This is a genomic window from Mycobacterium sp. WUMAC-067, from assembly GCF_020217485.1.
Classification (GTDB): Bacteria; Actinomycetota; Actinomycetes; order Mycobacteriales; family Mycobacteriaceae; genus Mycobacterium.
In genome coordinates this window covers 1-26,714 of record NZ_JAEKMI010000008.1, presented here as the reverse complement: position 1 = coordinate 26,714, position 26,714 = coordinate 1, and the positions used below count along the sequence as shown (strand labels likewise).

The 26,714-nt window shown below is 63.1% G+C and carries 20 protein-coding genes and 1 pseudogene; 10 read left to right on the top strand and 11 right to left on the bottom strand.

Annotated elements, in window-relative coordinates; translation table 11 throughout:
• Positions 1–36 precede the first annotated feature (36 nt).
• The 4 genes from JF781_RS07720 (at position 37) to JF781_RS07705 (ending at position 3,009) form a co-directional block, all read left to right on the top strand.
• Complete coding sequence (locus JF781_RS07720; RefSeq protein WP_225327018.1) at positions 37–669, top strand: TetR/AcrR family transcriptional regulator; 633 nt, start codon at positions 37–39, stop codon at positions 667–669.
• A gap of 117 nt (positions 670–786) precedes the next feature.
• Positions 787–954, top strand: coding sequence for a hypothetical protein (locus tag JF781_RS07715; protein WP_225327019.1), 168 nt, complete (start codon positions 787–789; stop codon positions 952–954).
• 2 nt (positions 955–956) lie between these two features.
• Positions 957–1,751 (top strand): SDR family oxidoreductase, encoded by a 795-nt coding sequence (locus JF781_RS07710; RefSeq protein WP_225327020.1) that lies wholly within the window; start codon positions 957–959, stop codon positions 1,749–1,751.
• 94 nt (positions 1,752–1,845) lie between these two features.
• Positions 1,846–3,009, top strand: coding sequence for an NDMA-dependent alcohol dehydrogenase (locus JF781_RS07705; RefSeq protein WP_225327021.1), 1,164 nt, complete (start codon positions 1,846–1,848; stop codon positions 3,007–3,009).
• A gap of 10 nt (positions 3,010–3,019) precedes the next feature.
• Here the strand turns inward: JF781_RS07705 and JF781_RS07700 are convergent, their stop codons facing one another.
• The 6 genes and pseudogenes from JF781_RS07700 to JF781_RS07675 all read right to left on the bottom strand — a co-directional run bounded on the left by JF781_RS07700 (position 3,020) and on the right by JF781_RS07675 (position 12,010).
• Positions 3,020–4,639, bottom strand: a complete 1,620-nt coding sequence (locus JF781_RS07700; protein WP_225327022.1) for an OB-fold domain-containing protein — start codon at positions 4,637–4,639, stop codon at positions 3,020–3,022.
• A gap of 314 nt (positions 4,640–4,953) precedes the next feature.
• A pseudogene (locus JF781_RS07695) lies at positions 4,954–6,117 on the bottom strand (GMC family oxidoreductase); the annotation flags it as partial.
• Between the two features lie 131 nt (positions 6,118–6,248).
• A complete protein-coding gene (locus JF781_RS07690; protein ID WP_225327023.1) occupies positions 6,249–6,725 on the bottom strand; it encodes a hypothetical protein in 477 nt (158 codons plus the stop codon).
• A gap of 855 nt (positions 6,726–7,580) precedes the next feature.
• A complete protein-coding gene (locus tag JF781_RS07685; RefSeq protein ID WP_225327024.1) occupies positions 7,581–8,477 on the bottom strand; it encodes a cyclopropane mycolic acid synthase family methyltransferase in 897 nt (298 codons plus the stop codon).
• 87 nt (positions 8,478–8,564) lie between these two features.
• The gene (gene mmaA2 / locus JF781_RS07680) at positions 8,565–9,428 is read right to left on the bottom strand and encodes a cyclopropane mycolic acid synthase MmaA2 (protein WP_225327025.1); all 864 of its coding nucleotides are present in this window, start codon (positions 9,426–9,428) and stop codon (positions 8,565–8,567) included.
• Between the two features lie 1,598 nt (positions 9,429–11,026).
• Complete coding sequence (locus JF781_RS07675) at positions 11,027–12,010, bottom strand: DUF732 domain-containing protein (protein ID WP_225327026.1); 984 nt, start codon at positions 12,008–12,010, stop codon at positions 11,027–11,029.
• A gap of 2,067 nt (positions 12,011–14,077) precedes the next feature.
• On the opposite strand from JF781_RS07675, the gene JF781_RS07665 reads away from it, so the two are divergent.
• Positions 14,078–14,524: a DUF4189 domain-containing protein gene (locus JF781_RS07665; protein ID WP_225327027.1), complete on the top strand. Its 447-nt coding sequence runs from the start codon at positions 14,078–14,080 to the stop codon at positions 14,522–14,524.
• A 191-nt stretch (positions 14,525–14,715) separates the two neighbouring features.
• On the opposite strand, the gene JF781_RS07660 is transcribed toward JF781_RS07665, so the two are convergent.
• Positions 14,716–15,675, bottom strand: coding sequence for a M56 family metallopeptidase (locus JF781_RS07660; RefSeq protein ID WP_225327028.1), 960 nt, complete (start codon positions 15,673–15,675; stop codon positions 14,716–14,718).
• A 657-nt stretch (positions 15,676–16,332) separates the two neighbouring features.
• Here JF781_RS07660 and JF781_RS28700 point away from each other — a divergent pair.
• Together JF781_RS28700 and JF781_RS07650 are read left to right on the top strand one after the other, a co-directional pair.
• On the top strand, positions 16,333–16,773 hold the full coding sequence (locus JF781_RS28700) for a transposase (protein WP_225327029.1): 441 nt from the start codon (positions 16,333–16,335) through the stop codon (positions 16,771–16,773).
• Between the two features lie 279 nt (positions 16,774–17,052).
• The gene (locus tag JF781_RS07650; RefSeq protein ID WP_225327030.1) at positions 17,053–17,688 is read left to right on the top strand and encodes a DUF5134 domain-containing protein; all 636 of its coding nucleotides are present in this window, start codon (positions 17,053–17,055) and stop codon (positions 17,686–17,688) included.
• Positions 17,689–17,925: 237 nt separating this feature from the next.
• Here the strand turns inward: JF781_RS07650 and JF781_RS07645 are convergent, their stop codons facing one another.
• Positions 17,926–20,271 (bottom strand): copper-translocating P-type ATPase, encoded by a 2,346-nt coding sequence (locus JF781_RS07645; RefSeq protein ID WP_225327046.1) that lies wholly within the window; start codon positions 20,269–20,271, stop codon positions 17,926–17,928.
• A 59-nt stretch (positions 20,272–20,330) separates the two neighbouring features.
• Complete coding sequence (locus JF781_RS07640; protein WP_225327031.1) at positions 20,331–20,621, bottom strand: DUF1490 family protein; 291 nt, start codon at positions 20,619–20,621, stop codon at positions 20,331–20,333.
• 278 nt (positions 20,622–20,899) lie between these two features.
• On the opposite strand from JF781_RS07640, the gene JF781_RS07635 reads away from it, so the two are divergent.
• Positions 20,900–21,340, top strand: coding sequence for a heavy metal-responsive transcriptional regulator (locus JF781_RS07635; protein WP_225327032.1), 441 nt, complete (start codon positions 20,900–20,902; stop codon positions 21,338–21,340).
• Between the two features lie 229 nt (positions 21,341–21,569).
• Positions 21,570–22,361, top strand: coding sequence for a sulfite exporter TauE/SafE family protein (locus JF781_RS07630; protein ID WP_225327033.1), 792 nt, complete (start codon positions 21,570–21,572; stop codon positions 22,359–22,361).
• A gap of 1,380 nt (positions 22,362–23,741) precedes the next feature.
• On the opposite strand, the gene JF781_RS07625 is transcribed toward JF781_RS07630, so the two are convergent.
• The gene (locus JF781_RS07625) at positions 23,742–24,458 is read right to left on the bottom strand and encodes an anti-sigma factor (RefSeq protein ID WP_225327047.1); all 717 of its coding nucleotides are present in this window, start codon (positions 24,456–24,458) and stop codon (positions 23,742–23,744) included.
• Positions 24,459–25,304: 846 nt separating this feature from the next.
• On the opposite strand from JF781_RS07625, the gene JF781_RS07615 reads away from it, so the two are divergent.
• Entirely contained in the window at positions 25,305–25,547 is a 243-nt protein-coding gene (locus tag JF781_RS07615) for a hypothetical protein (protein ID WP_225327034.1), read from the top strand.
• 304 nt (positions 25,548–25,851) lie between these two features.
• Here the strand turns inward: JF781_RS07615 and JF781_RS07610 are convergent, their stop codons facing one another.
• Positions 25,852–26,229: a BlaI/MecI/CopY family transcriptional regulator gene (locus JF781_RS07610; RefSeq protein WP_225327048.1), complete on the bottom strand. Its 378-nt coding sequence runs from the start codon at positions 26,227–26,229 to the stop codon at positions 25,852–25,854.
• Positions 26,230–26,714 lie beyond the last annotated feature (485 nt).

Genomic DNA, 26,714 nt, shown 5'->3' with positions numbered 1-26,714 from the left:
TCAACATTCAAGCTGAATGTTGCTACGATCGTCGGCATGGCGCAGCGCGGTGGGGCGGACGACGATCGACGCGCGCGTGGCGAGCAGACCCGTCGCGAGTTGATCGAGGCGGGCCGGGAACTGTTCGTGGAACACGGGTTCTTCAACACGAGCATCGGTGACCTGGTGGCCAAGTCGGGCGTCGGCACGCGCGGGGCCTTCTACCACCACTTCAAGGACAAGGCCGAGCTGTTTCGCGCCGTCTTCGAAGATGTCGAGAACGACCTCACCCTTCGGTCCATCGCCGCTCCCCCGCCCGGCACGGACCCATGGGAGCGGCTCACGAGCGGTCTGCACGGATTTCTCGAAGCGGCCACCGAGCCCGCCGTCCAGAGGGTGATACTCGTCGACGGGCCGGTGGTGCTGGGCTGGCAAACTCTTCGGGAAATCCAGGAGGGCAACAGCATCGCCCTCATCAACGAGGTGGTCCGTGAAGCGATCGCGGCGGGCGTCATCGACGACCAACCGGTCGGGGAACTGACCCACATGCTGGTGGCAGCCCTCGAGGAAGCCGCACTTCTCGTGGCGCATGCCGCAAATCCCACCAGGGCTCGGCGTCGGGCCGCCAAGATCCTCGATCGACTCCTGCTCTCCTTCGCCGCCGAGCCCCGAAAAACATTGCGGCGGTGATCATCCTGTTCATGCCCTGGCCTGACGCCGCCGCTGTGGAAATGTACATTTTCGTAATTGAATATAGTTCCTCTACAACCTGATAACCTCGCTCGTAACCTGTGCGCAAGGAGACCCATGCTGCCCGAACACATGATCTTGGTGAGCGTCGACGACCATCTGGTGGAGCCGCCGAACCTGTTCGAGGGCAGGGTCGCGAACGAGTACGCCGATGTTTCGCCTGGCGTGATCCTCCTGCCAATGGGCGCGACGCTCGGCTCCGTCAGCGCCAAACTCGATGTCTGACAATGTCTGACAAGGGGCAGCTTCCGCTTCGGGTCGCCGTCGTCGGTGCCTCCGCCGGTCTGGGTCGATGCATCGGCACCGGGCTCGCCCACCGGGGCGCCCACGTCGCGCTGCTGGCGCGCCGCTACGACCGGCTGGTCGACGCCGCCAGGGACGCCGGCAACGGTGCGGTCGCCGTCGCCTGCGACGTCACCGTGACTGACAGTTGCCGGCAGGCGATGTCCGAGGTGGTCGGCGCGCTCGGCGGCCTCGACGCCCTGGTGTACACGACCGGCATGGGTGTGCTGGCACCACTGCGCGAGGTGACCGCCGAACAATGGGCGCAGTTGTTCGCCACCAATGTCACCGGCGCCTCGCTCGTCACCGCCGCCGCTGCCCCATATTTGGCGGCGGCTGCGGGCTCGGCCGTGTACCTGTCGTCGCTGAGTGCGTCCTACACGACCCCGTGGCCGCTGCTCGGGTCCTACGCGGTTACCAAGGGGGCGTTGGACAAGCTCGTCGAGGCCTGGCGCATCGAACATCCGGAGATCGGCTTCACCCGCCTCGCCGTGGGCGACAGCCTCGGCGGCGCCGGCGACGCACAGACCGAGTTCAACAAAAGCTGGGACCCCGACGCTCTCGAAGCGGCCATCAAGTTCTGGATGGAAAACAAGTACATGCTGGGCGGTCTCGTCGACGCCGATCATCTGACCGAGGTCGTCCATTCCGTCATCCGTTGCGGCAATAGCAGTTTCATCCCCTCCCTGACATTGGCTCCGCGCGCCTCCGAAGCAGTGAAGGAACTCCGGCAATGGTGAACCACGAATCGCGGATGCTCATCGACGGCAAGCTCTCCGAGTCTGAGCCAAAGACTGTCGGCCGGCCGGCTACCCTCCTAATGAAAGAGACGCGATGAAGTCCAAAGCAGCAGTCCTGCGCGGTGTCGGGGTCGACTGGGAAGTCACCGAAGTCGAACTTGATCCGCCGCACGCGGGCGAAGTGCTGGTCAAGATGGCCTATGCCGGGATTTGTCACTCCGACGAACACTTCTATACCGGCGACAGTGTGCCGACCGCGGAGATGGCAGAAATGATGCGGGCGTCCGGCCTTCCGGTGCCCGAATGGTTTCCCATGCTCGGCGGACACGAGGGCTCCGGTGTCGTCGAAGCGGTCGGAGCCGGGGTAAAGACACTGAAACCCGGTGACCACGTGGCCATCTCGTTCTTGCCCGCCTGCGGCAACTGCCGATGGTGTGCCAGCGGCTACACCTACCTGTGCGACGTGGGCGCCGACATCTACAGCAAGGCGATGACCACCGACGGCACCCGGCGGCGCCACCTCGGCGACGAAGACCTCATGGCGATGATGCAGGTCGGCACCTTCTCCGAATACGTGGTGGCGTCGGAGCGCTCACTGGTCAAAGTCCACGACTGGATCCCGTTGGAGGCAGCCTCACTGGTGTCCTGCGGTGTGACAACGGGATTCGGGTCGGGGTCGGTCGCGGCGGGCACCCAAGCCGGCGACACCGTCGTCGTGGTCGGCGTCGGGGGAATCGGCATGAACGCCGTGCAGGGCGCGAAAGTCGCCGGCGCCAAGCACATCGTCGCCGTCGACCCCAACGAGTTCAAACGTGAGGTGGCGCCGACGTTCGGCGCCACCCACGTCGCTGCCGACATCGGCGCCGCGCTGGAACTGGTCAAGGAAATCACCTGGGGCGTGATGGCCGACCGGGTCGTTCTCACGCCCGGGGTCGTGCCCGCCGACATGATATTGACGGCGATGATGTTGTTGCGCAAGGGCGGGACCTGTGTGTTGACCGGGATGCCGAAGATCACCGACCTGATGGTGCCGATCGTCCTCACTGACATGGTCAGTTCGTGCAAGACGTTCAAAGGCGTGCTCTACGGCGAGCTGAACCCGCGCGAGGCCATGCCGAAACTCCTGGCGATGTACGAGGCGGGTTTGATCAAGCTCGACGAGTTGGTCACGCAGAAGTACAAGCTCGACGATATCAACGAGGCCATGAAAGATCTCCGCGCCGGCAAGAACATTCGCGGCGTCATCGCCTTCGAATAGTGTTGCGACGTCACGTCGCGCGTTGCAACAGCATCACCCCAGACGGAACTCCCCCACCGGTGCTGACGACGGCGGTGCGTGCGTTCTCAACCTGACGGCTCCCGGCATGATGGCGCAATTGCAGCACCGCCTCGTAGACGAAACCGAATCCGTGTAGCCGTCCCTCGGACAACTGGCCGCCGTGGGTGTTGAGCGGCAGTTCGCCATCCAGCGCGATGCGTCTGCCGCCGTCCAACCAGCCCTGGGTCTCGCCGAAGCCGCAGAAGCCCAGGGCCTCGAGCCACGACACGCAGTTGAAGGTGAATCCGTCATAGAGCAGCGCAAGATCGACGTCCCTCGGTCGCAGGTCGGTGCGACTCCACAAATGGGCGGCCTGGCCAATGACCTGGGGCTCGTGGGTCAAGGTGCCTTGGTCCCACGATATACGTTCGGCCACTTGCGTTCCGACGGCCTCACAGCGTATGGCCGGACGCGGCAAGTCGTCGGCGGCCGAGGCGTCAGAGACCACGACCGCGATCGAACCGTCGCAGGGAACGTCGCAGTCGTACAGGCCGAATGGGGACGTGATGGGCCGCGCGGCGAGGTAGTCGTCCATCGTCATCGGGTCCCGGTAGATGGCCGACGGATTGAGCGCGGCATTGCGCCGCGCGTTCACGGCGATCATGCCGAAGAGTTCTCGATCGGCACCGTAACGGTGCAGATACTGGTTGGCATTCACGCCGATCCAATTGGCCGCCGAGGCCGCGCCAAACGGCAACGACCATTGCTGTGGCCCCGATACCCGTCCGCCGCCCCCGTGCAGCCGAAGCGCGGCGAACGTCGATTCCCACACCGTCCGGAAGCAAAGGACGTGTCTACAAAGGCCCGCAGCCACCGCCATCATCGCGGCTATGATCGCGCCGCCCTGACCGGGTAGATCCATGCCGCCGTTGATCCATGTCGGACGTATACGCAGAGCCTCCTCGACGGCGGCGATCCCGCCTTCGCTCATGCCCATGCCCACGGGTCCCGGGTACGTCGAAAGACCGTCAATATCAGACAGTTCCAAACCGGCATCGGTAACCGCGGCCAAACATGCATCCACCGTGAGCGACAACGGATCGACCATGAGTCGGCGGCCGGTGGCAGACCGTCCGATGCCCGATATCACGGATCGATGCTCAAACCGCTCTCTGGCTACAGGCTGACGCGGAACGGGAGCGGTGGGCGGTCCCAGTAGGTCCCGCTCATCGGTGGCGCCGGTTGCTTCGAACAGCGGAAACCACACGTCGTCAATGTTTTCGAATCGCACGGAGACGCGCTGGCCGACGTGCACCTCCTCGGGCGAGCAGCCGACGATATTCGTTGTCAGGCGCACCTCGGCGCACTCGTCGAGTGCGACCACCGCGACGACGTAGGGCGGTTCGAACCCGGGAAGCCATCGATGCTCATTGACCGTGTAGCCCACCACCGTCGCACGACCGGAAACCACGGTGGGTGCAGCCGATGTCGCCCGGCACGACGGACAAATCGGTACCGGTGGGTGTACGTACGTATGGCACTCGGTGCAGCGCTGGATCCGCAGATGGCCGTCCCGGCCGGATGCCCAGAACCACTGATTCCACGGCGTGAGCTGCGGCAGCGGTCTCATGTCCTGGCCTCGGACGCACGCCGGCCGCGAAAGCCGTCAACACTCGCGAGATGCGGCCGCGTTATGGGAAGCATCCATGCCGGGTAGCTTTGGATATGCCTATTCTCATAACCGCAATTGTCCATTGTCGGCAATAGTCTCACATCGGTCGGCCCAGCTACCCGCCGGTCAGGTCGATGCGCATCAGTCTTGCGCTGGGTACAACTGCTGGTATCGGCTCATCGGTTCGGGGCTTTCGTCGTCCATGGTCAACGAATGATCAGCGACGGCGGTATCAGCACAGACACCTGGCAGGTGCTCATTCAGTCTGAGCGTCATAACCCGTACTCGGCTTTGAGAAGGTCGCCGGCACACTCACCGATTACTACGCAGGGAGCCATGGTGTTGCCGGTGGTTATGCGCGGCATGATGGACCCGTGGGCGATCCGAAGGCCTTCCACCCCATAAACTTTGAGGCTTCCGTCCACCACCGACATAGTGTCTCGCCCCATTTTCGCCGTGCCGGATTGATGCCAGAAGGTTTCAGCCCCGTCGCGGATGAACCGCTCGAGTTGCTGGCCGGCGAGGTTGCCGGGCATAACCTCACGCTTGTTGAAGCGTTCCACCGGGGCCGAGTTGCCGATTTCGCGGCACAGCTCGACGGCGGCGAGGGCGGCCTTGAAGTCCTCGTCGTGCGCCAGCCTGTTGTCCTCGATCGCGACCGGGTGGGCCGGATTGGGACCGGTTAGGCGGACCCGGCCGCGGCTCTTCGGTCGGAGCACGCCAGCACACGCGGTCCAACCGTGCTCCGGTAGTCCATAGACGGCGGCGTTTTCCGCACTGGACAACGGCAACTCCGCGACGCATATCTGTAGGTCGGGCGCCTCCATGAGTGCATCACTCTTCCAGAGCACCATCGCTTCTCCCCCGTTGTTGCGCGGCTCAAGCGGCTGGCGATACTCCCATACGCAGTCGATACGCGGATGGTCTTGGTAGTTGTGTCCGACGCCCGGTAGATGCGACACGAGCGGTATGCCGAACTGGCGCAGCTCGTCAGCGTCGCCGATGCCCGACTGCATCAATACTTTTGGCGTGTTGATCGCGCCCAGCGAAACGACCACCTCGCTCGTCGCGGCAACGCTGTGATTCGTCCCGCGGCACGAAAACTCTACGGCGGTGACCCGGTTTGCCTCGGAAATCAGCCGCGTCACCGTCGCGCCGCTGAGAATGGTCAAATTTGACGGGCGGCGACGCGGGCACACATAGGTGCGAAACATCGACTGCCGGAATCCATTGCGTGCTCGGAGATCGATCAGAGATGCGCCGCCGCCAGCCACCATCATGGCGCTGTTGTTGCTTGGGTAGCTAGGGATTCCCACCGAGCGTGCGCCCTCAACGATCGCCGCGGCCAGCGGATTCGGGTCGCTAGCGGGTGCGACGAACACCGGGCCGCCGGCGCCGCGGTCGGGGTCGGCGGGTCCGTGAAAACGGTTGGATCGGTTCGGGTGACGCTGAGACATGGGCGGTCCAAGGCGGACGGATTTGTTGAGAATGACCGCTCCCGCTTGACTTGGGCTGTTGCCGCGGATCGAAGATGAAGCCAGTAGGCCGCTGTGTTGGCGTTTGCCGTCTATTGGGCGCGCTGTCCGCTTCTGCGCTTGCCGTGTAGGTGGCGGTAGGTGGAAATTCCTCGGGCTAGGCCACGTACCGCGTAAATGGCAGCCAGGGTCGACAGGATGGCGAGCAAGACGAATGTGATCAACCAATTGCTTCGGGTGTGATCGATGTTCCACCAGACGACGGTGAACAACACGGTGCAGGCGAACACAACGATGTCACGCCAATTGCCGTGGTAGGACGTGACTGCATCCCTGATTTCACGGTTGCGGTCGAGTCCAGCGACCAGGTCATCGATGCGCATATCGATGGTTCGCTGTAGTTGCGTACGCCGTTCGGTGTCCTCGGCTGGCAGTAATGAGACTAATTCCAGGTCGGCTTTGATGTTGCCGCGAAGGTCGGGTAGCCGGAGGCTTCCCGCTGCCATCCCGAGCAGGGCCCCACCGGCGATCGGGGCGCCGGATAGGGCCATTTCAGCGATTCCGGGCATGATGTCTCCTTCGTTGATCCATGCGAACGGGTCAATGTGCTGCGCTAGAGGATCTCACCTAAACGTGTCGGCGCGGACGGTGAGGCGACGACCAGGACGATGCGTTGGCTTCATCGATTAATCGACTCCATTGCGGTCCCCCAAGGGAGACGCTAACAATCAGCAATTGCCAGCGACGGATGTGATGGTTTTGCGCAACAGAAGATGTTCCCGTTGGACATAGTGGGTCCATTGATGTTAAGCCGAAGGAATCATGCCGACCAGACCAGTCAATGGGTTCGGTAGTGCTGTTTCCAGGCGGAAAGCGTTGGGCCGCTTGGCCGCTGTCGGTGTTGACGCGTTGTCGGCTCCGACGCCGGCCTCGGGATGCGGCAACGGCGGCGGTGATACGTCTTCGACCGGCGCCGCGTGGGTGACGAATAATTCGGTCAAGGTCGCAACGGATGCAAAGAAGGAGTCGCTGCCGTTAGACAGCGCGACGATTTCGCCGATGCCCAGCGGGATCTGAGATCACTCGGTGCAGATATTGCATGAAAAAGCTGCACCGCAATCGTTGAGGTCATCGAGCTTTCGCGCAGCGCCGCTTCGACCTTGTTGTGCGGGCTACGTGCCGACCGGACGGGGAGAGAATTGCGGCCACACGTCATCGCCGCCACCGCGATGATCCACCTAGGGCATTATCTAGTCCCTCCGGCCGATCCGAGCCGGCTCGCAGAACCGAAGTTGCCCCAGACTCAATGAGAACGGGCAACACGGTCTGTCCTTTTTGCAGGCAAGCGCGAGTGAGTAGATCCTGTCCCGCCTGAGACCGGTACGGTGTGGCTAGCTTTCTGAAAAGATGCGACCGGTAGCGGGCTAAGCGGCCCGTTTTTCCATGGTGAACTGGCAGACGTCGGTGTAGCCATCCCGAAACAGCTCGCGGCAGCCGGTCAGATATTTCATGAACGTCTCGTACATCTGCTCGCCCTTGAGCTCGATCGCCTGGTCCTTGTGCGCTTCCAGACCCTTGGCCCACGTGTCCAAAGTCCGCACGTAGTTCGACCCGATCCGATGGAGGCGGCTGATATGGAAGCCGGCTTCGGCGGCGTATTTGTCGACAACCGAAATCATCGGCAACCGGCCGCCGGGGTAGATCTCTTTGCGGATGAAGCTGATGAACCGCATCAGCGACATCGTCCTCTTCAGCCCGAGCTGCTCGGCTTCTTCGGCGCTGGGCAACACGATGGTGTGCAGCAGCATGACGCCGTCGTCAGGCAGGACGCTGTAACACATCTTGAAGAAGTCGTCGTAGCGCTCGTAAGTGCCGATGCCGTCGGCGAAGTGCTCGAACGCGCCGACGGACACAATGCGGTCCACCGGCTCGTCGAACTCCTCCCAGCCGTGCAGCCGCACCTCTTTGTGGCGCGGGCTGTCCATTTCGTCGAACTTTTGCCGGCAGTGCGCCAACTGGTTTTCGCTCAATGTCAGCCCTATGACATTGACGTCGTATTTTTCGACTGCGCGCCGCATGGTCGAGCCCCAACCGCAACCGATGTCGAGCAGCGTCATCCCGGGCTGCAGGCCCAGCTTGCCCAGCGCCAGGTCGATTTTCGCGCGCTGCGCCTCTTCCAGCGTCATGTTGTCGCGCTCGAAGTACGCGCAGCTGTAGGTCATCGTCGGGTCTAGCCAAAGCCGAAAGAATTCGTTGGACCGGTCGTAGTGCGACTGGACGTGGTCGACATTCGGCTTGAGTTCACTGTTGCCGTGTGTCATAGCCGCTGACCATATACGCCACCTCGGCTACCTGCAATTTTGTTCTGCGGCGACGCCCCGAGACGAGCTACCCACACCTCCCGGAGGCTACTTTGCCAGGGTGAATTGGTTGACGTCGATGTAGCCGACCCGGAATCCGTTGGCGCAGCCGGTCAAGTAACGCATGTAGCGCTCGTAGACCTCCTCGGACTGGATCTCGATGGCCTTGGCCTTGTTGGCCTGCAGCGCCGCCGCCCACAAATCGAGCGTGCGGGCGTAGTGCGGCTGCAGCGACTGGCGCCGCGTCAGGGTGAAACCGGCATTAGCCGAGCGCTCCTCGACCATCTCGATCGATGGCAGCCGCCCGCCCGGGAAGATCTCGGTGACCATGAACTTGATGAAACGGGCCAGCTCGAACGTCAGCGGCATGCCGCGCTCCACGATCTGCGGCCCGGTCAAGGCGGTGATGGTGTGCAGCAGCATCACACCGTCGTCGGGCAGCACGTCGTGGGCCATCTTGAAGAAGTCGTCGTAGCGTTCGTGGCCGAAGTGCTCGAACGCGCCGATCGACACGATCCGGTCGACAGGCTCGTCCCACTCCTCCCAGCCGTGCAGCAGCACCCGGCGGCTGCGCTGGGTGTCCATCTCGTCGAACGTCTGCTGCACGTGGGCGAGCTGGTTTTTGGACAGGGTCAGGCCGACGACGTTCACGTCGTATTTCTCGATCGCCCGGCGCATGGTGGCACCCCAGCCGCAGCCGACGTCGAGCAGTGTCATACCCGGCTGCAGGCCCAGCTTGCCCAGCGCCAGGTCGATCTTGGCCAGCTGCGCCTCCTCCAGCGTCATGTCCTCACGCTCGAAGTAGGCGCAGCTGTAGGTCTGGGTCGGGTCCAGGAAGAGCCGGAAGAAGTCGTCGGACAGGTCGTAATGCGCCTGCACGTCTTCGAAATGAGGTCGCAGTTTTTGCGTCATGATCTGGCCTTTCTGAGATGTAGAGGCTTCGCAGCCGTTCAGAACGCTGTCCGAAACGAACGCTGTGCTACCCGATGCGTTTGTCGGATGCTAACCCGCTCTCGGTTATGAGGTCACAGCGGCAATTGGCGGCCCGGGGGCTCGTGAGGTCCAGCGCCCTACGTGTCGCGGCTCGATGAAGAAATCATGGCAACCCAGCCGTCCCCAACGATGACCACTTCCGTCACTGTGACATCGCAGCGGTCGATAATCACGCTTGCCACTGCCACCACATGGGGCTGCGAAAGCCTGGCGGCGCGGTAACGGACGATACGTCGAATGATGGCTTCACAACGCTACTCCTGCTGTGGTACAGCGTGTTTCACGCCCTCACACGGATATCGTCGTTATCAATCGATTCGGCAGGGGCGCGCGCCGACGAAGGTGAACGCCGGCCACGGCAAGGCGGGGCTTTACGCGCCTCCACCTGAGGATTTCGCCGGCGTTGGGTACGCCGCCGATCAGGACGGCTTCGTCGTTCACCAGGCGAAGACGCTTAGCGGCGATCAGAAGTATGGCCCTCCGACTCTTGTCGCCAATCCGGATCCATTGTGTCGGAATAAGGGAGCGACAATGGGCAGCACTTAAGAGTGCGAATCGCGATTAATGCTGTTGTGCAATATCTTTCGTCGGGAGGCGGACGCATCAGACTAACCGTTGGGGTCCGTTAGACCCAGCGGAGCAGTTAGACATCAGCGTCTCAGCTACGTGTCATACATGACATCTCAACCAAGAATGCGACTCCGAAGCTGAGGACCCGCAGCCGCCGCTGTCGGTTCTCAAATCCTGCGTCATATCGCGAGCCATCGAACTGCTGCGATGCAGGTTGTCTCACGTCGTGTCATCTGCGCTTCGTCTCATATTCGTGTCATTTCGTCAGGCGCTGCATCTGGGTCGCTTCAGCAAGCTCTGGTCATCGATCGGCGCGGCCGGACAGCTTGAACACCATTGCGTCACGTGACAGCGACGAGAAGGTCGGCACTTCAGTGCAGAAGCCGACGGGGCGTCCCCCCGGACCGCACCACTTTTACTGAATCAGGTTGTCCGAGAACGGTTTCAAGGCCCCAAATCATGGATAATCCACATTATCCACGCAGTGGTTCCCGCATGACTATGCAGACCCGAATGCGTTAACCGCGCCGAGATCGAGTGACTGTGACCGGCCTTGCTTATCAAAGCTCGACATTGTGTCAGCTAGCGCGCAAAGCGGTCTTCGCCAAGAGATTGCCCATCCTGATAGCCAGTCATATTGGTCCTTCCGACGTCTTGTCAGAGTTGAGGAGATCCACATCAACAGCGTCCTGACTGTGAGATTGCGAATCCTAAGAGCTGCCAAGGCTCTATGCGCAAGGTCGAACGGAACCTGCTTTCACTCCGATCACCCATCCTTGCTCGCGGCTACGCGGCCGAACTTCACCCCAGCGAACGGTTTTGTGCCCGGTGGCGAAGCTGCCCCGCTCGTAGCGGGAGGATGGCCGCGCGGCTTGCCACGGACGATCCGATCGTCGTGAAGCGACCAGCGGAAGGCTTTGGTGGCGGCCGACGGCGCCATTGCTGTCTCATGGTGCGAGCCTGACAAAGCCCGGCGGCATATGGGGCGCCGGCGCCGACTGCACCGGACCGCCGCCGTTGCCACCACCGCCGCCCCCGTCGATGCCTCCACCGCCGTTACCACCACCGCCACCGCCGGCAATGCCTCCCGGCTGAGGAGCCGCAGCAGGAGGCTCCACCTGTTGCGGTGGTGGCGGCAGCTCTTGCGGTGGTGGCGGCGGTCGTTGTGGTGGCGGCGGTGCCGCGATTGGCCGGGGTGGTATCAGGTTGTGCGCCGTCGGCGGCGGTGGTGGCGGAATCTGCGGCGGGTTCGGTAAGTCGGAATCTCCCTCGGGAACCGCTCCGGTCAGCGAGGTGAGCATTGTGCCCGGCGCGCCACGGTCCGATCGGTCGTTCCCGGAGCGGCCCAACACGAAGGTGGCACCGTCGATCAAGTGTGGCAGCCGCACCACGCCGGTGCCCGTCGGTTCCTGCCGCGCCGCCGAAGTGTCGATCATGTAAAAGCGCGGCGGCTCGCGCGGATCGCTTGCTGAGTTGACCGTGTTGTGTGTGGACGCGGCGACCAGGTGCGTCGGTTGATTCGATCCTGGCGCGGGACTAGCCATAGCCGTGATGGAAGCTATCTTTTGTTGGTTGTACGGGCAGTAGGCTTCCACGGCCGCAGTGATGAATCGGGTGAGGGTACGCGTGAGCCGCTCGGGGGGATATTGGCGCTCGGGCGGGTCCACGTTGAACGCAGTGTTCCTCATCAAGTCCACTACGTCGTTCACCGGCATGCCGCCATCGAGTTTGCGACAAACCTTGTGGGCAGTGGCGATGAGGCTTGGCACGTTCCGGCGGGCGGGGATCTCTTTTTTAACGAGCAGCGCCAGAAACTGGTCGTCCTGGTCGGGGTCGGCCGCTACTGTGCCGGCGCCCACAATTGCGGTGCCGGCTAGCACCACAGTGGCGGTAACCAGGGCGCCGGCGTGGCTAGTGATGCCGGCGAACATGGCAGGGGTTCCATTCTTTTGGCCATCCCATCGCTCCCCTTGGCGAGGTCTTGGCCCCTCCCGGTGGAGCGGACATATACTGTCTACTATAGTACTTAGTAGGTCAGCAAATTGGCAAGTGTGGCGTGGTCGCTAATGCGGGAGCCCAACGTCGACATTTGTGATCCGCTGACCGTCATCGAGGTGGCGGCGTCTGGGCCGGTGGCGCTCCTGGGCCCAGCCAGCGCAATGGATCGGTGGTCGCGATCATCGCCCGCGGCGCCACGTATGGACCGCTTACGACTGTGATCGGTCAGTGCGACGCACGCGGGGGTATGGGCCCTTCGTTGAGAACGCCGGATGTTGGCTGGTGGGTCAACATCCGGCCCCAAGTCCAGATGCTAAGCGGCTAACGCCGGCCTTCCGATGCTGGTCACACCGACCATGCTGCATTCCCTCTCGGCTCGTTGACTCATCCGAACTGCTCGAAATCGACTACCTCATACCCCTTGAGGGTATAAGGGATATGGTCTATCGTCGGATCGTGGGGTGTTTCCCGCTCGTCTGCGACGCTCGCATCGATTTGGGTAAGTCGGTCGGTGAGGTGTTGGTCGCGGCTCAAGAGCTGCGTGTTGTTTAGCGGCCGTGCAGACCATTGCACGCAACAGTGAAGTCGGAGTCTCGCCACGGTGAGCCCCGCGGGCGCTGGAACATCACCGCGGCGACGCTTGATCGTTGGCACGGGGATCGCCGCGGCGGTGGTGTGGGCGCTCGCTTTTGGCCTGTGTGGATTGCACCAGGCTGAGTCATATGGGGCTCATGCGCCGGACTCGGTGTTGGCGTCGACGGGTCAACGGTTAGTTGTCCACGGTGAGGACGCCTCGCTTGGCGACGGTGCACCACACGGTTGTCCGCAGCAGGTGGCGACGGCGGTACCGGTGCGCTCAGCGACCGAGTTGGCCGTGCTGGGTGTAGTCGTGGCGGTGGTCGCCGTCACGGGATGGATGGCGCCGCTTATTTTTTCGGCCGGGCGGGGCCCGCCTGTCACACCGGGCATTGCGCTTACCGGTCAAGATCTGTTGACGCGGTTCTGCTTGTCTCGTCGCTAACTGGTCAGCGTCAGGTCGTTGTGTCCTGCCACGACGGCCGGTGATCGCTGATCCTTTGTCAACGGCTGCTGCTCTGATTCGCGGCCCGGCACCGAAGCGACAATACCCATGACTGGCGTTGCATCCCTTGATCATCGTGTCCACCCGATCCACACACTAAACACCCGCAACCCGCGTAGCGGCGGCCCGCCGCCGGTGTCTCTTCACTGTCGGCGTCAGACTGGGCCAATCCCCGTGCTGTGCATCGCGGAACCGCCCGCCCGACCGGGACTTTTGGACCACCATGATGGCTTCAACTCCGGCGGCCGCATGAAAGACCGTCCCGCCACGCACATGGCGGAGCTGAGCCCGGTCCGCGGTGAGCTGCAACCCGGCGCCCGGATCGGCGAATCCACCAGCGGCAACCTGGGCCTAGGGCTGGCGCTAACGTCCCAAACATGGCTCATGGCACCACTATTCGCGACGTCGATTCTAGTAGCCGTCACCGGACGCTTGCGCGTCACCCGCTGGTTCGTCGCTCGTCGGAACTCAGGGCGTAGTCCGTTCATCGGCATGATGCTCGCGGCGGCATCGTTCGTACCGCTGCTCATGGTGCCCGACACTCAGTGCCTTTGCGCGCCCGCCGCGGTGGGCGCCCCTACTGTTATGAGGGGGCCTGCTCGCGATCGACTCGGTTGCGGTGTTCCCTCTCGAGATGGACACCATCGTCGGCGCCGGAATTCCCCCGGCAATCTCGCCACCAGATCGACATTCGGTGCCACACACCGTCTCGGGATCGGCGAACTCCCCTGGGCAGCATTAGCTCTCGTCGGCACTCTCGCTCCCCCGGTTCGACCCAAACACCAACCCCATCCATTTCGAGGCCGGGTCTTTCGCCGCACCGCTGCCAATCATTTGGCCTCCAGCGCAACCCGCCGCAGCGATCTCGTCTCGACCAATCCAACCCACAGGACTGCAGCCCAGAAAAAGGGGTGACGGAATGAAAGCCAAACTCCAACGCCGAACCGTGCTTTCCGTCGCGAGCCTGGCGGTAACCGCCGCGATGACCGTCATGCTGAATCCGCCCGCCGGCGCCGAGCCAGACAACAGTTCCACCACCGATCTGCCTCTCCGGCCTTTCGCTCTAGGCATTCGCTATGGCGCGATCGCCTATGCGCCGAACGGCGCAGTCGGCAAAGCATGGCGGTGGCGCACTCGATCACAAGCAGAGAACGTCGCAATGGACAAGTGCGGCGTCGCCAATTGCGAGGTGCTCAGTTGGTTCACCCGCTGCGGCGCTCTCGCTAACGACGGCTCGGCTTCCGCGGGCGGAGTCGGCCCTACGCGCAGCATGGCAGAAAACGACGCCATAACCAGGCTCGGCGGCGGGAGGGTCCTCACATGGGCGTGCAACCAAGTCAGCTGGTCCACAGATGGTGAGAACTGATCACGTTGCCGTACGAACGATTTAGCTCTGAGCGCGGGGGCTTGTCGGATCAATTTTCGTAATCGCGCCGCAGAGGCGGACCCTGTCGCCCGAGGGACGCGGCAGGCGGCGTTCCGACATGCGCGGTTGTCCCCGATCTGGTGTCGCAACTCGGTATTAGGTAGATAAGCGTGCTCGGCCGGCGTTCCCCTTTAGATGGCTATCGGGTAGCACCACATGGCGCCGGCTGCAGTGAGAACGGCGAAAATCAGCGGCCCCCCAGTGATGAGAAGGGTTGCGGCGGTAAGCAACAGCCGGCTGTTCCATCGATTTCGAGCGGCGGCCGGTGCGGCCAGACGTTCGGCGCGGGCCAGCACGTCCGTTCCGGTGGCCCCGAAGGCACCTTGCGGCGCCTGGGCATCCATGGACAACGCCAGCAGCGCGTCCAACAGCGTCAGCGAACCGCACCTGCGGGCCGCGGCGTCATCGGCGGCCATCTCCAGCAACAGAGCGATCTCTCGATCGGCCGTGCTGAACAGGGACACCCCGGGGATGGCAACCGCTAGGGCGTGCACGAAGGCCCGAACATGGTGGTGGCGCCCAGCCAGATGGGCTCGTTCGTGTGCCAGCACAGCCTGCAGATTGCGATCGGTGAGTGAGTCCAGCGCTGCGCTGGTCACGACGACGATGTCAGGGCGGCCGGCCACGCAGTACGCAGCCCGTTCGGCAGCGTCCACCACGACGGCATCCACTCCATCGATGCGCCGACCGATCACCCGAGCTCTTTCGGCGTGCCGGCGGCTCTGCGCGCATGCCCGCCACAGAGACCTGCCCGAGCGCCAACCCAGCGTGCTCAGTGTGCTGACCGCGGTCGCGGCCAGCACGAGCAAGGCCACCTGTAGCGCTACCGCGGCGCCGCCGTCGACCAGCCGCCGCAGCGACTCGAAACATGCGGTGGCGAGTCGACCTGGCTCATGCCAATAACGCACAAGGGACACGATGAGGAATGCAGTCGCGGCCAGCCACGAAGCGACAACGCTGACCATCACCATTAACCACGCAGCCACCCCTAGCCGCGGGGCGGTACCCGCATGGGTCAAGCGAGGCAACACCCACGGTGAGAGCGTCGCGACCGCGAAGCTGTACAGCAGCAGGCAGACTGCGACGCTCATCGTGCCGTTGGGCTCTCGTCGAAGCTCATCAGGCGCAGCGAATTGGCACCCACGCTGACCGCAGAAAATCCCATTGCCGCGCCCGTGAGGATCGGGTTGAGGAAGCAAGCCGCGGTCAAGTCGGGGCTTGCAGGTGAGTTCGTGGGTTCCGTCATCGCGTCAGCAATCGCGCACTTGCAAGCAGCACACGAGGTTTCGAGTACCGAACCGACCGTTGTTCTCACCGCCAGTACCTCCGATCCGTGGCACACCACCCAGTGTTATCCTTCCAGCGCACTGGAATGTCAAGGACGGTGGTATGAAGATTGGCGAGTTGGCCGAACTCGCCAACGCCAGCGCCAAGACCACTGCTCCTACGAGGGCTCGGGTTTCGTATCACCCGCGGCGCGAAGTGCGTCCAGGTATCGCGACTATGAGCGGTGGTGCTGAACTCATCGGAGGGGCGAACCGCACAGCTTCTCCAGAGCTCCTCGGCCACATCCGTCACGGCAGCGGCCGCGGATCGATCACCGCGAAATCGCGGGCTTGCACAAGGCTCGAACTCGGTATTGCCAGTCGCGCAGTGCTATATCTACTATCTGCGTACATAGATAGTACGCCCAAGGTGGTTGTTTGGGCCGGCGATGACAGGACTTGTGTTCCTTGAGGGATGGCGCAATGCGACGAACTCGGCGATCGTTTACTCCTGAGTACAGGTTTACGGCCGCGCATCGTGTCATCGATGGAAAAGAGCGTGTCGTCGACGTCGCCCGGGAGCTCAATCTGAATGACAGCGTGCTACACACATGGGTGCGCGATGAACGGTGGCGCATGTCTGCCGACAGTGCTGGCAGGTTGCTAGATGATCCCAGTGGCGGTGAACCGCTTTTACCCAAGGAGCGAGCGGAATTGGTGCGACTCCGCAAGCAGGTGGCTGAACAGGCAGAAACTATCGCCTTCCTAGCCAACGCCTCGGCGTATTGCGCGGCGCAACTTAACAGTCCCGAGTTTCGTGCGCACTTTCTTGCTTGGGAAGGATGGCGCGATGCCCAGCAAGCACGACGAGAGCCTCAGGGCCAAGGTGGGTTTGACGGTGACACATATGACCGATGGCTATGACCTGTATAGGCGACGGTGCGCGCGATCTTAGCCTGGAGCCCTCGCGTGGCGGTGAAACTATACGGCTCGGTAGCGCGGCTCGGAGTGCGTCGTCTAAAAGACTTGGACCGCGCGCCAATTGGCGACTGGCCGTGCGATCGCAATGCTCTACGCGGTGGCGCCACGTCGATAGTGGCGAGCCTGGCGCGTGCTCGTGCCACGCGCGTGACTGGCAAGCACGGACGACACAAATGACCACTGGCGTCCTCTCTGACGTCGACGGGAGCGGCTCGGTATCGCATGATTCATGACTTGGTACTTCGTTGGGTCGTCACCGGATTGTTCGTCCTGACCGCCGCAGAATGCGTGCTGGCGATCGTCGGCAAACGCCGACCGTGGACCTGGGTCGTCAGTCACGGGCTGCATTTCGTCATGGCACTGGCAATGGTGATGATGGCCTGGCCATCGGGCGCACAGCTGCCTTCGACCGGACCTACAGTGTTTTTCCTGCTCGCGGCCATGACGTTCGTGACGATGGCCTTCGTTGTGGCCCGAACAACCGCCTTGCGCGTTAGGTACGGGTATCACACTCTGATGATGCTGGCGACGGGCTGGATGTACGCCATGATGAACGCTCGGTGGTATCCGGCCCGAACGAGCACCCAGCACAACGCTCCGCCAGCTATGTCGTCTATGCCGGGCATGGACATGGCCGGCACGGCCATGCCGGCAGGCAGCGGATTGCCTGTATGGTTTAGCGCTGTGAACTGGTTCGCTGCCATCGGTTTCGCGGTTGCGGCGCTTTTTTGGACCTACTGGTACTTCGTCAAACGTCAGCATGAGCCGTCCCTGTTCAGGTCACTGGGTAACCTAAGTCAGGCAGGGATGGCTATCGGCATGTCTACCCTGTTCTCCGCCACGCTATTTCGGATTTGAGCGTGCGAAAGCCGCTTCCGGCAGTCCTTTCGCGCATTCGGCATGGGCGAGGTCGACGTACGTCTCCACTTCCTATCCGCTCAAGCGTGGAGTGCCATTCGGCCGTTCAGGGCTGCATCGTTCGCGAAATCTCGGGTGCCCCAGAGTAAGCCGCCAAATGCCTTGCAAGCCAGCGGAACCGCGTCGAAATCGCATACGGCGTGGCGCCACCCTGATGCACGGGTATTTCGTGGCTCCTCATTTCACAGCGACCAGTGATTTGCGCACGCCCAGCTGGGCCTCGCGACCGAAGCGGCGGAGCCGCAGCGAGTTGGTTACCACGCTGACCGAGGAGAACCCCATCGCGGCACCCGCCACGACCGGGTTCAACATGCCGAGCGCGGCGAGTGGGATTGCGGCGGTGTTGTAGCCGAAGGCCCAGCCGAGGTTCTGGTAGATGGTGCGCAGTGTCTGCCGGGAGAGCCCGATCGCAGACACGACACCGTCGAGCCGCTCAGACATCAGGGTGATGTCGGAGGCCTCGATGGCCACGTCGGTACCGGTGCCGATGGCAATGCCGAGGTCAGCCTGCACCAGGGCGGGGGCGTCGTTGACGCCATCGCCGACCATCGCGACCACCTTGCCCTCGTCCTGCAGCCGGCGAACCTCGGTGACCTTGTCTTCCGGCAACACCTCGGCCAGCACCTGGTCGATGCCGACCTGGTTCGCGATCGCGTTCGCGGTGCGGGCGTTGTCGCCGGTAATCATGGCGACCCGTAGACCCATGGCGTGCAGTTGACGGACCACGTCGACGGCGTCTTCTTTGACCGTGTCGGCCACCGCGAGCACACCCACCACGTGACCGTCGCGGCCGACGAACACCGCGGTGCGGCCCTGTGCTTCGAGGTCCGCGGCGGCGGTAGCCAAATGGTCGGGCAACTCCAGATCGTGCTCGTTGATGAGCGTGCGCCGCCCAACCACCACCGGCCTGCCGTCAATCTCGGCGCGTACCCCGTGCCCGGCGACGTTGGTGAACGCAGCGGCGGCCGGGATCTCCAATCCCCGCTCATGCGCTTCGGCGACGATCGCCGCACCGATCGGGTGTTCGGAGCCCGATTCGACTGCGGCGGCGATCCGCAGCACCAGATCGGGCTTGCGCCGCTTGCCGGCAACGACCTCGGTCACCCGCATCTGGGCGCGGGTGAGGGTGCCGGTCTTGTCGAACACCACCGTGTCGATCTTCTTCGAGGCTTCGAGCACCTCGCCACCCTTGACCAGGATTCCCAGGTCTGCGCCCCGGCCGGTGCCGACCATGATTGCCGTGGGGGTGGCCAGGCCCAGCGCACACGGGCACGCGATGATCAGCACCGCGACCGCCGCGGTCATGCCGCCGATCGGGTTGCCGGCAAGCAGCGTCCACCCCGCAAACGTCGCGACGGCAACAACAATGACGGCCGGAACGAACACGGACGAGACCCGGTCGGCCAGCCGCTGGACCGGGGCCTTGCCGCTCTGCGCCTGCTCGACAAGTCGCACAATCTGCGCCAGCGCAGTATCCGCCCCAACCGCCGTGGCGCGCACCGTCAGTAGCCCATCGGTGTTGACGGTCGCGCCGGCAACATGGTCGCCCACCGTTTTCTCGACCGGGACGGACTCGCCGGTCAGCATCGACTCATCGACGGCGGCGCGCCCGTCGATGACCTCGCCGTCGACCGGGATCTTCTCCCCCGGCCGCACGCGCACCAGGTCTCCGACGCGGACCTGATCGACTGGCACGCGGCGCTCCTCGCCGTCCACAAGCAGCGTGGCTTCCTTGGCGCCGATCTCCAGCAGCTTGCTGATCGCCTCGCGCGCCTTGCCTTGGGCTCTGGCCTCGAAATAGCGGCCCAGCACCACGAACGCGATGATCAGCGCCGAGGTGTCGAAGAACAGAGGCCCACCGGCAAACAACTGATAAGTGGAGTAGAGGAACGCGGTCAATGTGCCCAGCGAGATCAGAGTGTCCATGTTCGAGGTCAACTCCAGCGCCCGCTCGACCGCCCCCTGGAGGAACGGCCACCCGGCGACGAATTGCACCGGCACCGTCGCGGCGAACGCCAACCAGCCCGCCCAAGGGTAGGCGCCGAAGAACATTGTCGAAGCCATCGCTACCAGCCCCAGCGGGAAGGCCAACCACACCCGCCGCCACCACTTGCGCCGTTCGCGCCGACTCTGCTCGTCCGGCGACAACTCACTCCCGATGACCGGTCCGGACCCGCAGCCGCCGCAACTCTCGCCGTCCGTCGCACGATCTTGCACATCACGGCGCAAGCCGAACAGCGCCAATCTGATCCCGCTGGCAATTCTTCGCAGCACACCGGCCTTTGGAATATCAGCCGAGTGCGGGGCCCGCGCGGGCACCGATTCGGCGGGGATGTGCTCGGCTTCGGCGATCGCCGACAGCACGTCAGCGGTGTCGCAGGCTTGGGGCATGTACCAGACCACCACGGATGCGGTACGCGGATACGCTTGCACGGCCTGCACGCCGGTCACTTGGGAGACCATCTCCTCGATCGCAACGGCCCGAACCGCGTCCACACCAAACCCCGTGACGCGCACACGCATCCGCCCCGACGCATCGGATACAACTTTCAATGCGACGTCGCCGTCAAGGACCCCGGTGGTCATTTGTCGTCGCTCGAGTCCACCACTGTCAGTGGTCCAGCTTCCTCCCCGGCGCGCTCTTTGGCCTCAGCCAGCACGTCGGCGACCGTCAGTCGAGCCTGCTCGGCGCCCGCCCCGGCCTTGCGCTCGGCCTCGCGGACAACGCGTATGCCCCAAGCGGTAGCGATGACCGTCGCCTTCCGCAACGGAGCCTTCCCCGCCGCCTTGCGCAGTGCCTCATACGCGGCAACCCCGACTACGCCGGTCACCACCGTGGGTACCGCCTTCACCAAGAATCCGTGCAACACCATTCCGAGTGCTCCCTTTCATGTCATGCAAATTGTTGACCCGTCGGTGGGTTCAACTTCGGTGGTGTCCGCCGTGATGACCGGACTGAAGAGACCATCAAGCCACTACCGCGGGCGTCATAGGCCAATTACTGCCGTACAAGCCGGCAACAATCTCTGGGACCAAGGTGACTTCTGGACTCACCGAAACCAACCGTCAACCTTGAGCGCACCGCCGCAGCTCGCGATTGCCATGAATCCAGTGTTATCCTTCCAGTGCACTGGAAGGTCAAGGAGGGCGCATGAAGATCGGCGAGCTGGCCAAACTGACCAACACCAGCACCAAGACGATCCGCTTCTACGAGGACTCGGGGCTGTTACCGTTGCCCGCACGCAGCGCTTCCGGGTATCGCGACTATGGACCCGAGATCGTGGATCGGCTGCGGTTCATCCATCGCGGTCAAGCGGCCGGGTTGACCCTGCAGAAGGTTCGCCAAATCTTGGCGATTCATGACCGCGGCGAGATGCCGTGCGGGCACGTCCGCCAAGTCCTGCATAGCCGCCTTGACCAAGTCCGCGCCCAGATCGCCGAACTCGTCGCGCTTGAGGGTCACTTGCAGACTCTTCTCGACCGTGCATCACGCCATGCGCCGACCAAACATGACCATTCCACCGTGTGCTGGATCTTGGAAAACGACCTGGACGCCCCAGAAGCCGCCGAACTCACGGACGCCCGTGGCTAGTACAGCTAGATCGACATCCTGGCGGGACCAGCACGTACACGGTTTCCGAGGGCTCCTGCGCGTTTACCTAGGCAGTAGTGGGTTCATCGAGTCAGACTTGCGGATGTCTGTGACGGGTTAGGTCTCGGTAGCGACGGTTTGAAGCGGCCCCATCTGCCGACTCGGCGGTCACGATCAGTCTTGTATCAAAACCCTGGCCAGACGAGCCCAGAGCAGTGATAGTGCACTGGTGAATGCCCTTGAAGTGGTGCTGCTGAGTTTCGTGGCGGGATTGGGCGTCGCTCTGCTGACTGCCCCGGTGGGCGTGTCAGGTGCAGCGTTCCTGCTGCCCATTCAACTCACCGTGCTGCAGGTGCCAAACCCCGCGGTCACCCCCACTAACTTGCTGTTTAACATCGTGGCGATTCCCGGCGCTCTTGTGCGCTACCGCACTCAAGCACCGTTACATAGCCCGCTGACCGCCATGCTGCTGATCGGCACGCTGCCCGGCATGGTGATCGGCGCCATCATCCGGGTATTCCTCATCCCGGGGCCCCAAGTCTTCCGGCTGCTTGTCGCTGGATTCCTTCTCCCACTGGGGATCTGGTTGTGTCTTCCACAAAACCCGGCGGCCGCATCGCCACCGCGGGCAGTCCCACCGCCAACATCAACGACCATCGTGCTGGCAACCATCGTCGGTGTGATCGGTGGGATCTACGGTATCGGTGGCGGATCACTGCTAAGCCCGATCCTGGTCGGGCGCGGCGTTCCCATCGCCATGGTTGCGCCGGCCACCCTGGTCTCCACCTTCATCACCTCAGCCGTCGGCGCGATCACCTACCTCCTCCTAGCAATTGCGGCCGCCGGACACCACATCGCACCCGACTGGACCATCGGACTCATCGCCGGCGCTGGCGGACTTATTGGCGGCTACCTCGGCGCACGGCTGCAACCACACCTTCCCGAACACTCCCTCCGCGTGGGGTTGGGCGCTCTGGCCATCGCAACCGCAACCCTCTACCTCCTCCAAGCCGTGCACTAACGAGACAGGACCACAGCCAAGGCGGGTCGATTTCCCGGGAACCGAAAAGGGTCAATTTTCAGAAACCGTTGACACCTCAGTCCCCAGCTGAATCCGCGCATCCTTCCAGCGCCACCAGCATTCGCTCCCTGGTCCGGAGGTCCGGCCTGGCAGTCCTTCTGGTGTCCGCGGGGCTAGGTTGGTGGTGATCAGTGGTGAGCGCCGCCGGCATGTGCGATGACGGAATGTCCGCGGACGCCCAGTCAACGATGTCCTTCGCCGCGGCCCTCGTCGCGAGGGCAGCCATGATGGGCGACGATGATGCTTCGGCCGAGCACGAATTTCTTTGCTGCGAGTAGGTTTTCGGAGTTAATGGCCTAGGAACCTCTAGATCGCGGTTCCTAGGCGATACGGCTACGGTCGCGGAGTGACCGGGGCCAAAGGAGTAGTCGACGTCGACGACGGCGGTTGACCAGGCCCCATCGGCCCCATGCCACCGGCCCCCATCATGCCTCCCATTCCGCCGCCAGACCCGCCCATCTCACAGCGCATCACCTGCGGTCCGTTGTGATGCTCCCAGCGGGAGCCAAGGAAAAAGCCCGAAAAGAACACCGCACCCACGATGAAGACAACACCGGCGGTGATTCCCACCACTGCCGCGGCCTGACCTAGGCGGCTGGATCGCTGAGGGTTCGGTTTCCCGGCCGTGGATTCGCTTGGTGCTTGGGGTGTTTCAGTCATGTGCACCTCCGAGTTTCGCTAGATTATGTTACTGGCCTTGGAAGGCCGTTCCACCCTTGACGTTCGGCCGCCAGCTGGTCAAGCGCCTCGGAAATATTGTGGACTCGACCCGATCAGATTCGCTGCCAGCATCGAATACCCATATGCGGGTTGCGACGGAGCAATCCTCGTTCCTATCTGTCAGCGGCGCCAATCCCTCTCAGGGGTCACCGATGCAGCACTGTCTACGTACACATATAGTAGATGATTAAACGATAAAGCGCACAGGCCTCCCCAGTCTGAGTAACTGTTGAGGTCCAGCGATGATCGGCGTCGCCCGTCGGAGAATCGGCCTCGTGCACACGCACGGCTTGACGCAGTGATTCATATCAATAGCCCGTGAAGGAACGTTTACCCTCGACGAGTTCTTACAGAATTGGGCGTGGGCCTGTCCACCGGCAGCATCGGCGGGCTGCGAGCCGGTGCCGGAAGACGCTACGGGACTTCCTTAATGGCAATCCCATGAGCGGCGACCCTGCTGCCCTGCCCTCAACGCACACGACGAATCGTCCTGACCTACGACACCGTCCAGCCCGGAGAACCCACACCGACCAGAACAACTTCGAGGCGGAGCCGTAGCGTTGCGCCTCGCATAACAATTGGGTGCGGCTACGGTCGAGGCTAGATCGAGCGCTGGAGCATCACGTGGCCGTTGTCGGCCAAAACCACTTGTACTGCGGCGATCTGGGTTACCGGCATCGAAATGCTACCGGTGGGCGTCGCCGTATGGCCTGGGATCGCCACCCACGTCGCCAGCCGGGTCTGGCTGCCGTCGCGGCCCACGACGACCAACGCCACCGTATCGTGAGGAGCATCGGGTGGAGCTAGGCACACGAACTTCAGCGCGATGTTTGTACCCCATTGCTGGCCGCTAAGTGACACTGTCGATGCCAGCAGGGTCGTACCGATTTGGTCCATCGGCAGCGCCGCCTGTGGCGGCGATGTCGGGAACCTACCATTAACCCCAATTAGCACACCGATCGTCAGGATGACGGCAGCGGCAGCCGAGCCCACCCAGGTCATCGCGCGGCTTCGAACGCGGTGCGAACGGACCGCGGCCAGCATCGACGGCAGCAAATCCGGCGGCATCTCGGTTGCTCCGGCTGGGTGGTCTGCCTCGTTGATCGCACCAATGTCACTGCGGGCGAGCTGCGCCAGCATGGCCGGAATGCCGCTGAGCTCGGCAACGGCCTGACGGCATTGCGGGCAGCCGGCCATGTGCGCCTCGAATTCACGCCAATCGGTGGCCGACAGTGATCCCAAGACATACGCGGCATCCCACATCGCGTGGAGGTGGTTGTCACCAGGCGGGCCAACTCCGCGTAACGATGTCATCATCACCATCACCCTCCATCCCTAGCGACTAGCAGGTATTCGAGCTCGATGGCGCACGGACGGGCTGTCGGATGGCTTTGGTCTCGAGCCAATTGCCTTGCATCTTTTGGCTTTCGCTGTCGACGGGCATCGCGATGGGCGGTAGCGCTGTCAACGTGTCACCTCGCTCTATTGCTGCGTAAGCCGGCGTGATTGCTGGGTAAGCCGGCGTGATTGCTGGGTAAGCCGGCGTGCCGAGCGACCTAGCGCAATCGGGACTTGACGGTCCTTCGGCAATTTGAGGTCCCCGGAGCAGGGTCTCGCAGACGACGTCTTCGGGACGACTCGCATGGCCTATCAATCGAAACGCATATCGCCACAAGGCGGCGGCATGATCGTCGTCGCGAGCCGTCCTCGCCGCTTGCAGTTCCGATCCGCCGATGACCCCTGGCACTCCATCACCTCCTGCTATGACACGAGTGGGGCGCCTGGCAGGTTCACCAGCCGAAGCGTCGCGACCGTCATCATCTATGCCAGCCGGTACGTAGATGCAGTTTCATATCTGGTTGTTGTCACGATTGTTTCGTCCGATTCCTCGCCAACGCATGGCCGAACGCGTTCATCGTCGCGTGACCGGCTTGGCCCGTGGACAGGAGCAGCGGGCCGCGGCCAGAGCCGCATCATCTCTGTCCGTTGCCGGATATTTCGAATTGATCTACTATCTGTGTACATAGATAGTAGGAATGCAGATCAGACTCGTCGGCAGGCCGGTGGCGGCGCAGTCCTAGTTGGGCGATGCGGTTGGGCGGTCTCGGTTTTCGGATCTCGTGGTCGCGTGGTGATCGGTGATGAGACGGAGGTAGTGCGGCGATGATCTCGTATGGCGCCGACAGCTGGGTTTGGTGTGGCACGTTGTTCAACGGATTGGCGGTGATGCTGTTTTTGGGCGTCGTCATCACCGCTGTGGTGCTCGCGATTCATGTTCGCGACGCGAGGCGAAGCGTCCCGTCGGCGGGAGCGGACGGCGGTTTTGATCGGGCCGGCCAGGTGCCAACGTCACCTGGCGCGCGCGGCGATGCCGACGGGGATGATGTCTGCCGCCGGTTGATGTAGGCGGGCGAGATGCGGCGACCGCGCTAGTGATGACCGTAAAAACTGATTGAGTATCCCGAGAGTCGTCAGATGGGTAGATACACCCGACGCGCGGCCTTAGCGGCGCTGGCCGACGCGGTGGGCGGTGTGTGGGATAAGCACTGCGCGGCGTGCCGGTGCCACCGGTGCTGCGTATCCGATTGACGGATGGCGGCAGGGTGGGACCACCCTAGCGTCCGGCGATCACGAAGCCACTCCGAACCAATGCGTCTGCAAAGCAGCATGATTCGACGGGTGAAGGCAGGACCCGGCGGCCCCGTAACGGTTACTTGCGTCGGGTCCGTCGGGCCAGCCGCTGCAACGCTGCACGCAAACGCGCGGATTCCTCGGGGCTGATCTGTTCGAGGAAGTGGCTCAGCACCAGTTCAGAGCGCCCCCCGGCATCAAATACCTCGCGCATGAGCTGGGCACTGTGCTGCTCGCGGGTCAATGTAGGCCAGTACCGGTAGGCCTTGCCGTCTCGCTCACGCTCCAGCCACCCCTTGGTGTGCAGGTTGTCCATGGTCGACATCACTGTCGTGTAGGCGATCTCGCGTTCAGCGGCCAGCTCGTCAAATATCTCGCGGACCGTAGTGGTTCCATTCCGGTCCCAGATGCGGTCCATCACCACCGCTTCCAACTCCCCGAACCCGCGCACGCGCACCGTCACCCTCCGATCCGCTCAGCATTCCCACGCCGGTCACCGTCATACACTAACTACGTACACACATAGTAGGTTAACCGTGGCCCACATACAATGTCGGATGTCTGGCCACGATGCGGCAGAAGTCATCCAGATGACGCCGGCATTTTCGAATCCTCGCATTGGGAGACCGTCGAACGTGATTGCCGCGTCGACGCAACGCTTTCGACGACCCAGGCCATGCCTTCCTCGAGCGGGCGGACCAACTCAGCCGGCGGGCAGGGCTCGTCCGAGGGTGCGGGAAAGGATGTCGGAACGAACCGCAGCGGAGCGTAGGAGAACCAGTCGATCTACGCGATCCCGAAACCGGTGGCTTCCGTCGCTGCCGCGGTATCCCGGTTGGGTGACAACCGCCCGCACGCGACCACAGCGAGGTGACACGTCCTGCGGCATGTCGAACCCCAGGTGATGAGAGCGCATGTGCTCAACGAACCGCACCTCGCCAC

Excerpts from the sequence above, each read along its gene's own strand:
- JF781_RS07720 (WP_225327018.1), top strand. The coding sequence starts at position 37 with ATGGCGCAGCGCGGTGGGGCGGACGACGATCGACGCGCGCGTGGCGAG.
- JF781_RS07715 (WP_225327019.1), top strand. The coding sequence starts at position 787 with ATGCTGCCCGAACACATGATCTTGGTGAGCGTCGACGACCATCTGGTG.
- JF781_RS07710 (WP_225327020.1), top strand. The coding sequence starts at position 957 with ATGTCTGACAAGGGGCAGCTTCCGCTTCGGGTCGCCGTCGTCGGTGCC.
- JF781_RS07705 (WP_225327021.1), top strand. The coding sequence starts at position 1,846 with ATGAAGTCCAAAGCAGCAGTCCTGCGCGGTGTCGGGGTCGACTGGGAA.
- JF781_RS07700 (WP_225327022.1), bottom strand. The coding sequence starts at position 4,639 with ATGAGACCGCTGCCGCAGCTCACGCCGTGGAATCAGTGGTTCTGGGCA.
- JF781_RS07690 (WP_225327023.1), bottom strand. The coding sequence starts at position 6,725 with ATGCCCGGAATCGCTGAAATGGCCCTATCCGGCGCCCCGATCGCCGGT.
- JF781_RS07685 (WP_225327024.1), bottom strand. The coding sequence starts at position 8,477 with ATGACACACGGCAACAGTGAACTCAAGCCGAATGTCGACCACGTCCAG.
- mmaA2 (WP_225327025.1), bottom strand. The coding sequence starts at position 9,428 with ATGACGCAAAAACTGCGACCTCATTTCGAAGACGTGCAGGCGCATTAC.
- JF781_RS07675 (WP_225327026.1), bottom strand. The coding sequence starts at position 12,010 with ATGTTCGCCGGCATCACTAGCCACGCCGGCGCCCTGGTTACCGCCACT.
- JF781_RS07665 (WP_225327027.1), top strand. The coding sequence starts at position 14,078 with ATGAAAGCCAAACTCCAACGCCGAACCGTGCTTTCCGTCGCGAGCCTG.
- JF781_RS07660 (WP_225327028.1), bottom strand. The coding sequence starts at position 15,675 with ATGAGCGTCGCAGTCTGCCTGCTGCTGTACAGCTTCGCGGTCGCGACG.
- JF781_RS28700 (WP_225327029.1), top strand. The coding sequence starts at position 16,333 with ATGCGACGAACTCGGCGATCGTTTACTCCTGAGTACAGGTTTACGGCC.
- JF781_RS07650 (WP_225327030.1), top strand. The coding sequence starts at position 17,053 with ATGATTCATGACTTGGTACTTCGTTGGGTCGTCACCGGATTGTTCGTC.
- JF781_RS07645 (WP_225327046.1), bottom strand. The coding sequence starts at position 20,271 with ATGCGTGTGCGCGTCACGGGGTTTGGTGTGGACGCGGTTCGGGCCGTT.
- JF781_RS07640 (WP_225327031.1), bottom strand. The coding sequence starts at position 20,621 with ATGGTGTTGCACGGATTCTTGGTGAAGGCGGTACCCACGGTGGTGACC.
- JF781_RS07635 (WP_225327032.1), top strand. The coding sequence starts at position 20,900 with ATGAAGATCGGCGAGCTGGCCAAACTGACCAACACCAGCACCAAGACG.
- JF781_RS07625 (WP_225327047.1), bottom strand. The coding sequence starts at position 24,458 with ATGATGACATCGTTACGCGGAGTTGGCCCGCCTGGTGACAACCACCTC.
- JF781_RS07615 (WP_225327034.1), top strand. The coding sequence starts at position 25,305 with ATGATCTCGTATGGCGCCGACAGCTGGGTTTGGTGTGGCACGTTGTTC.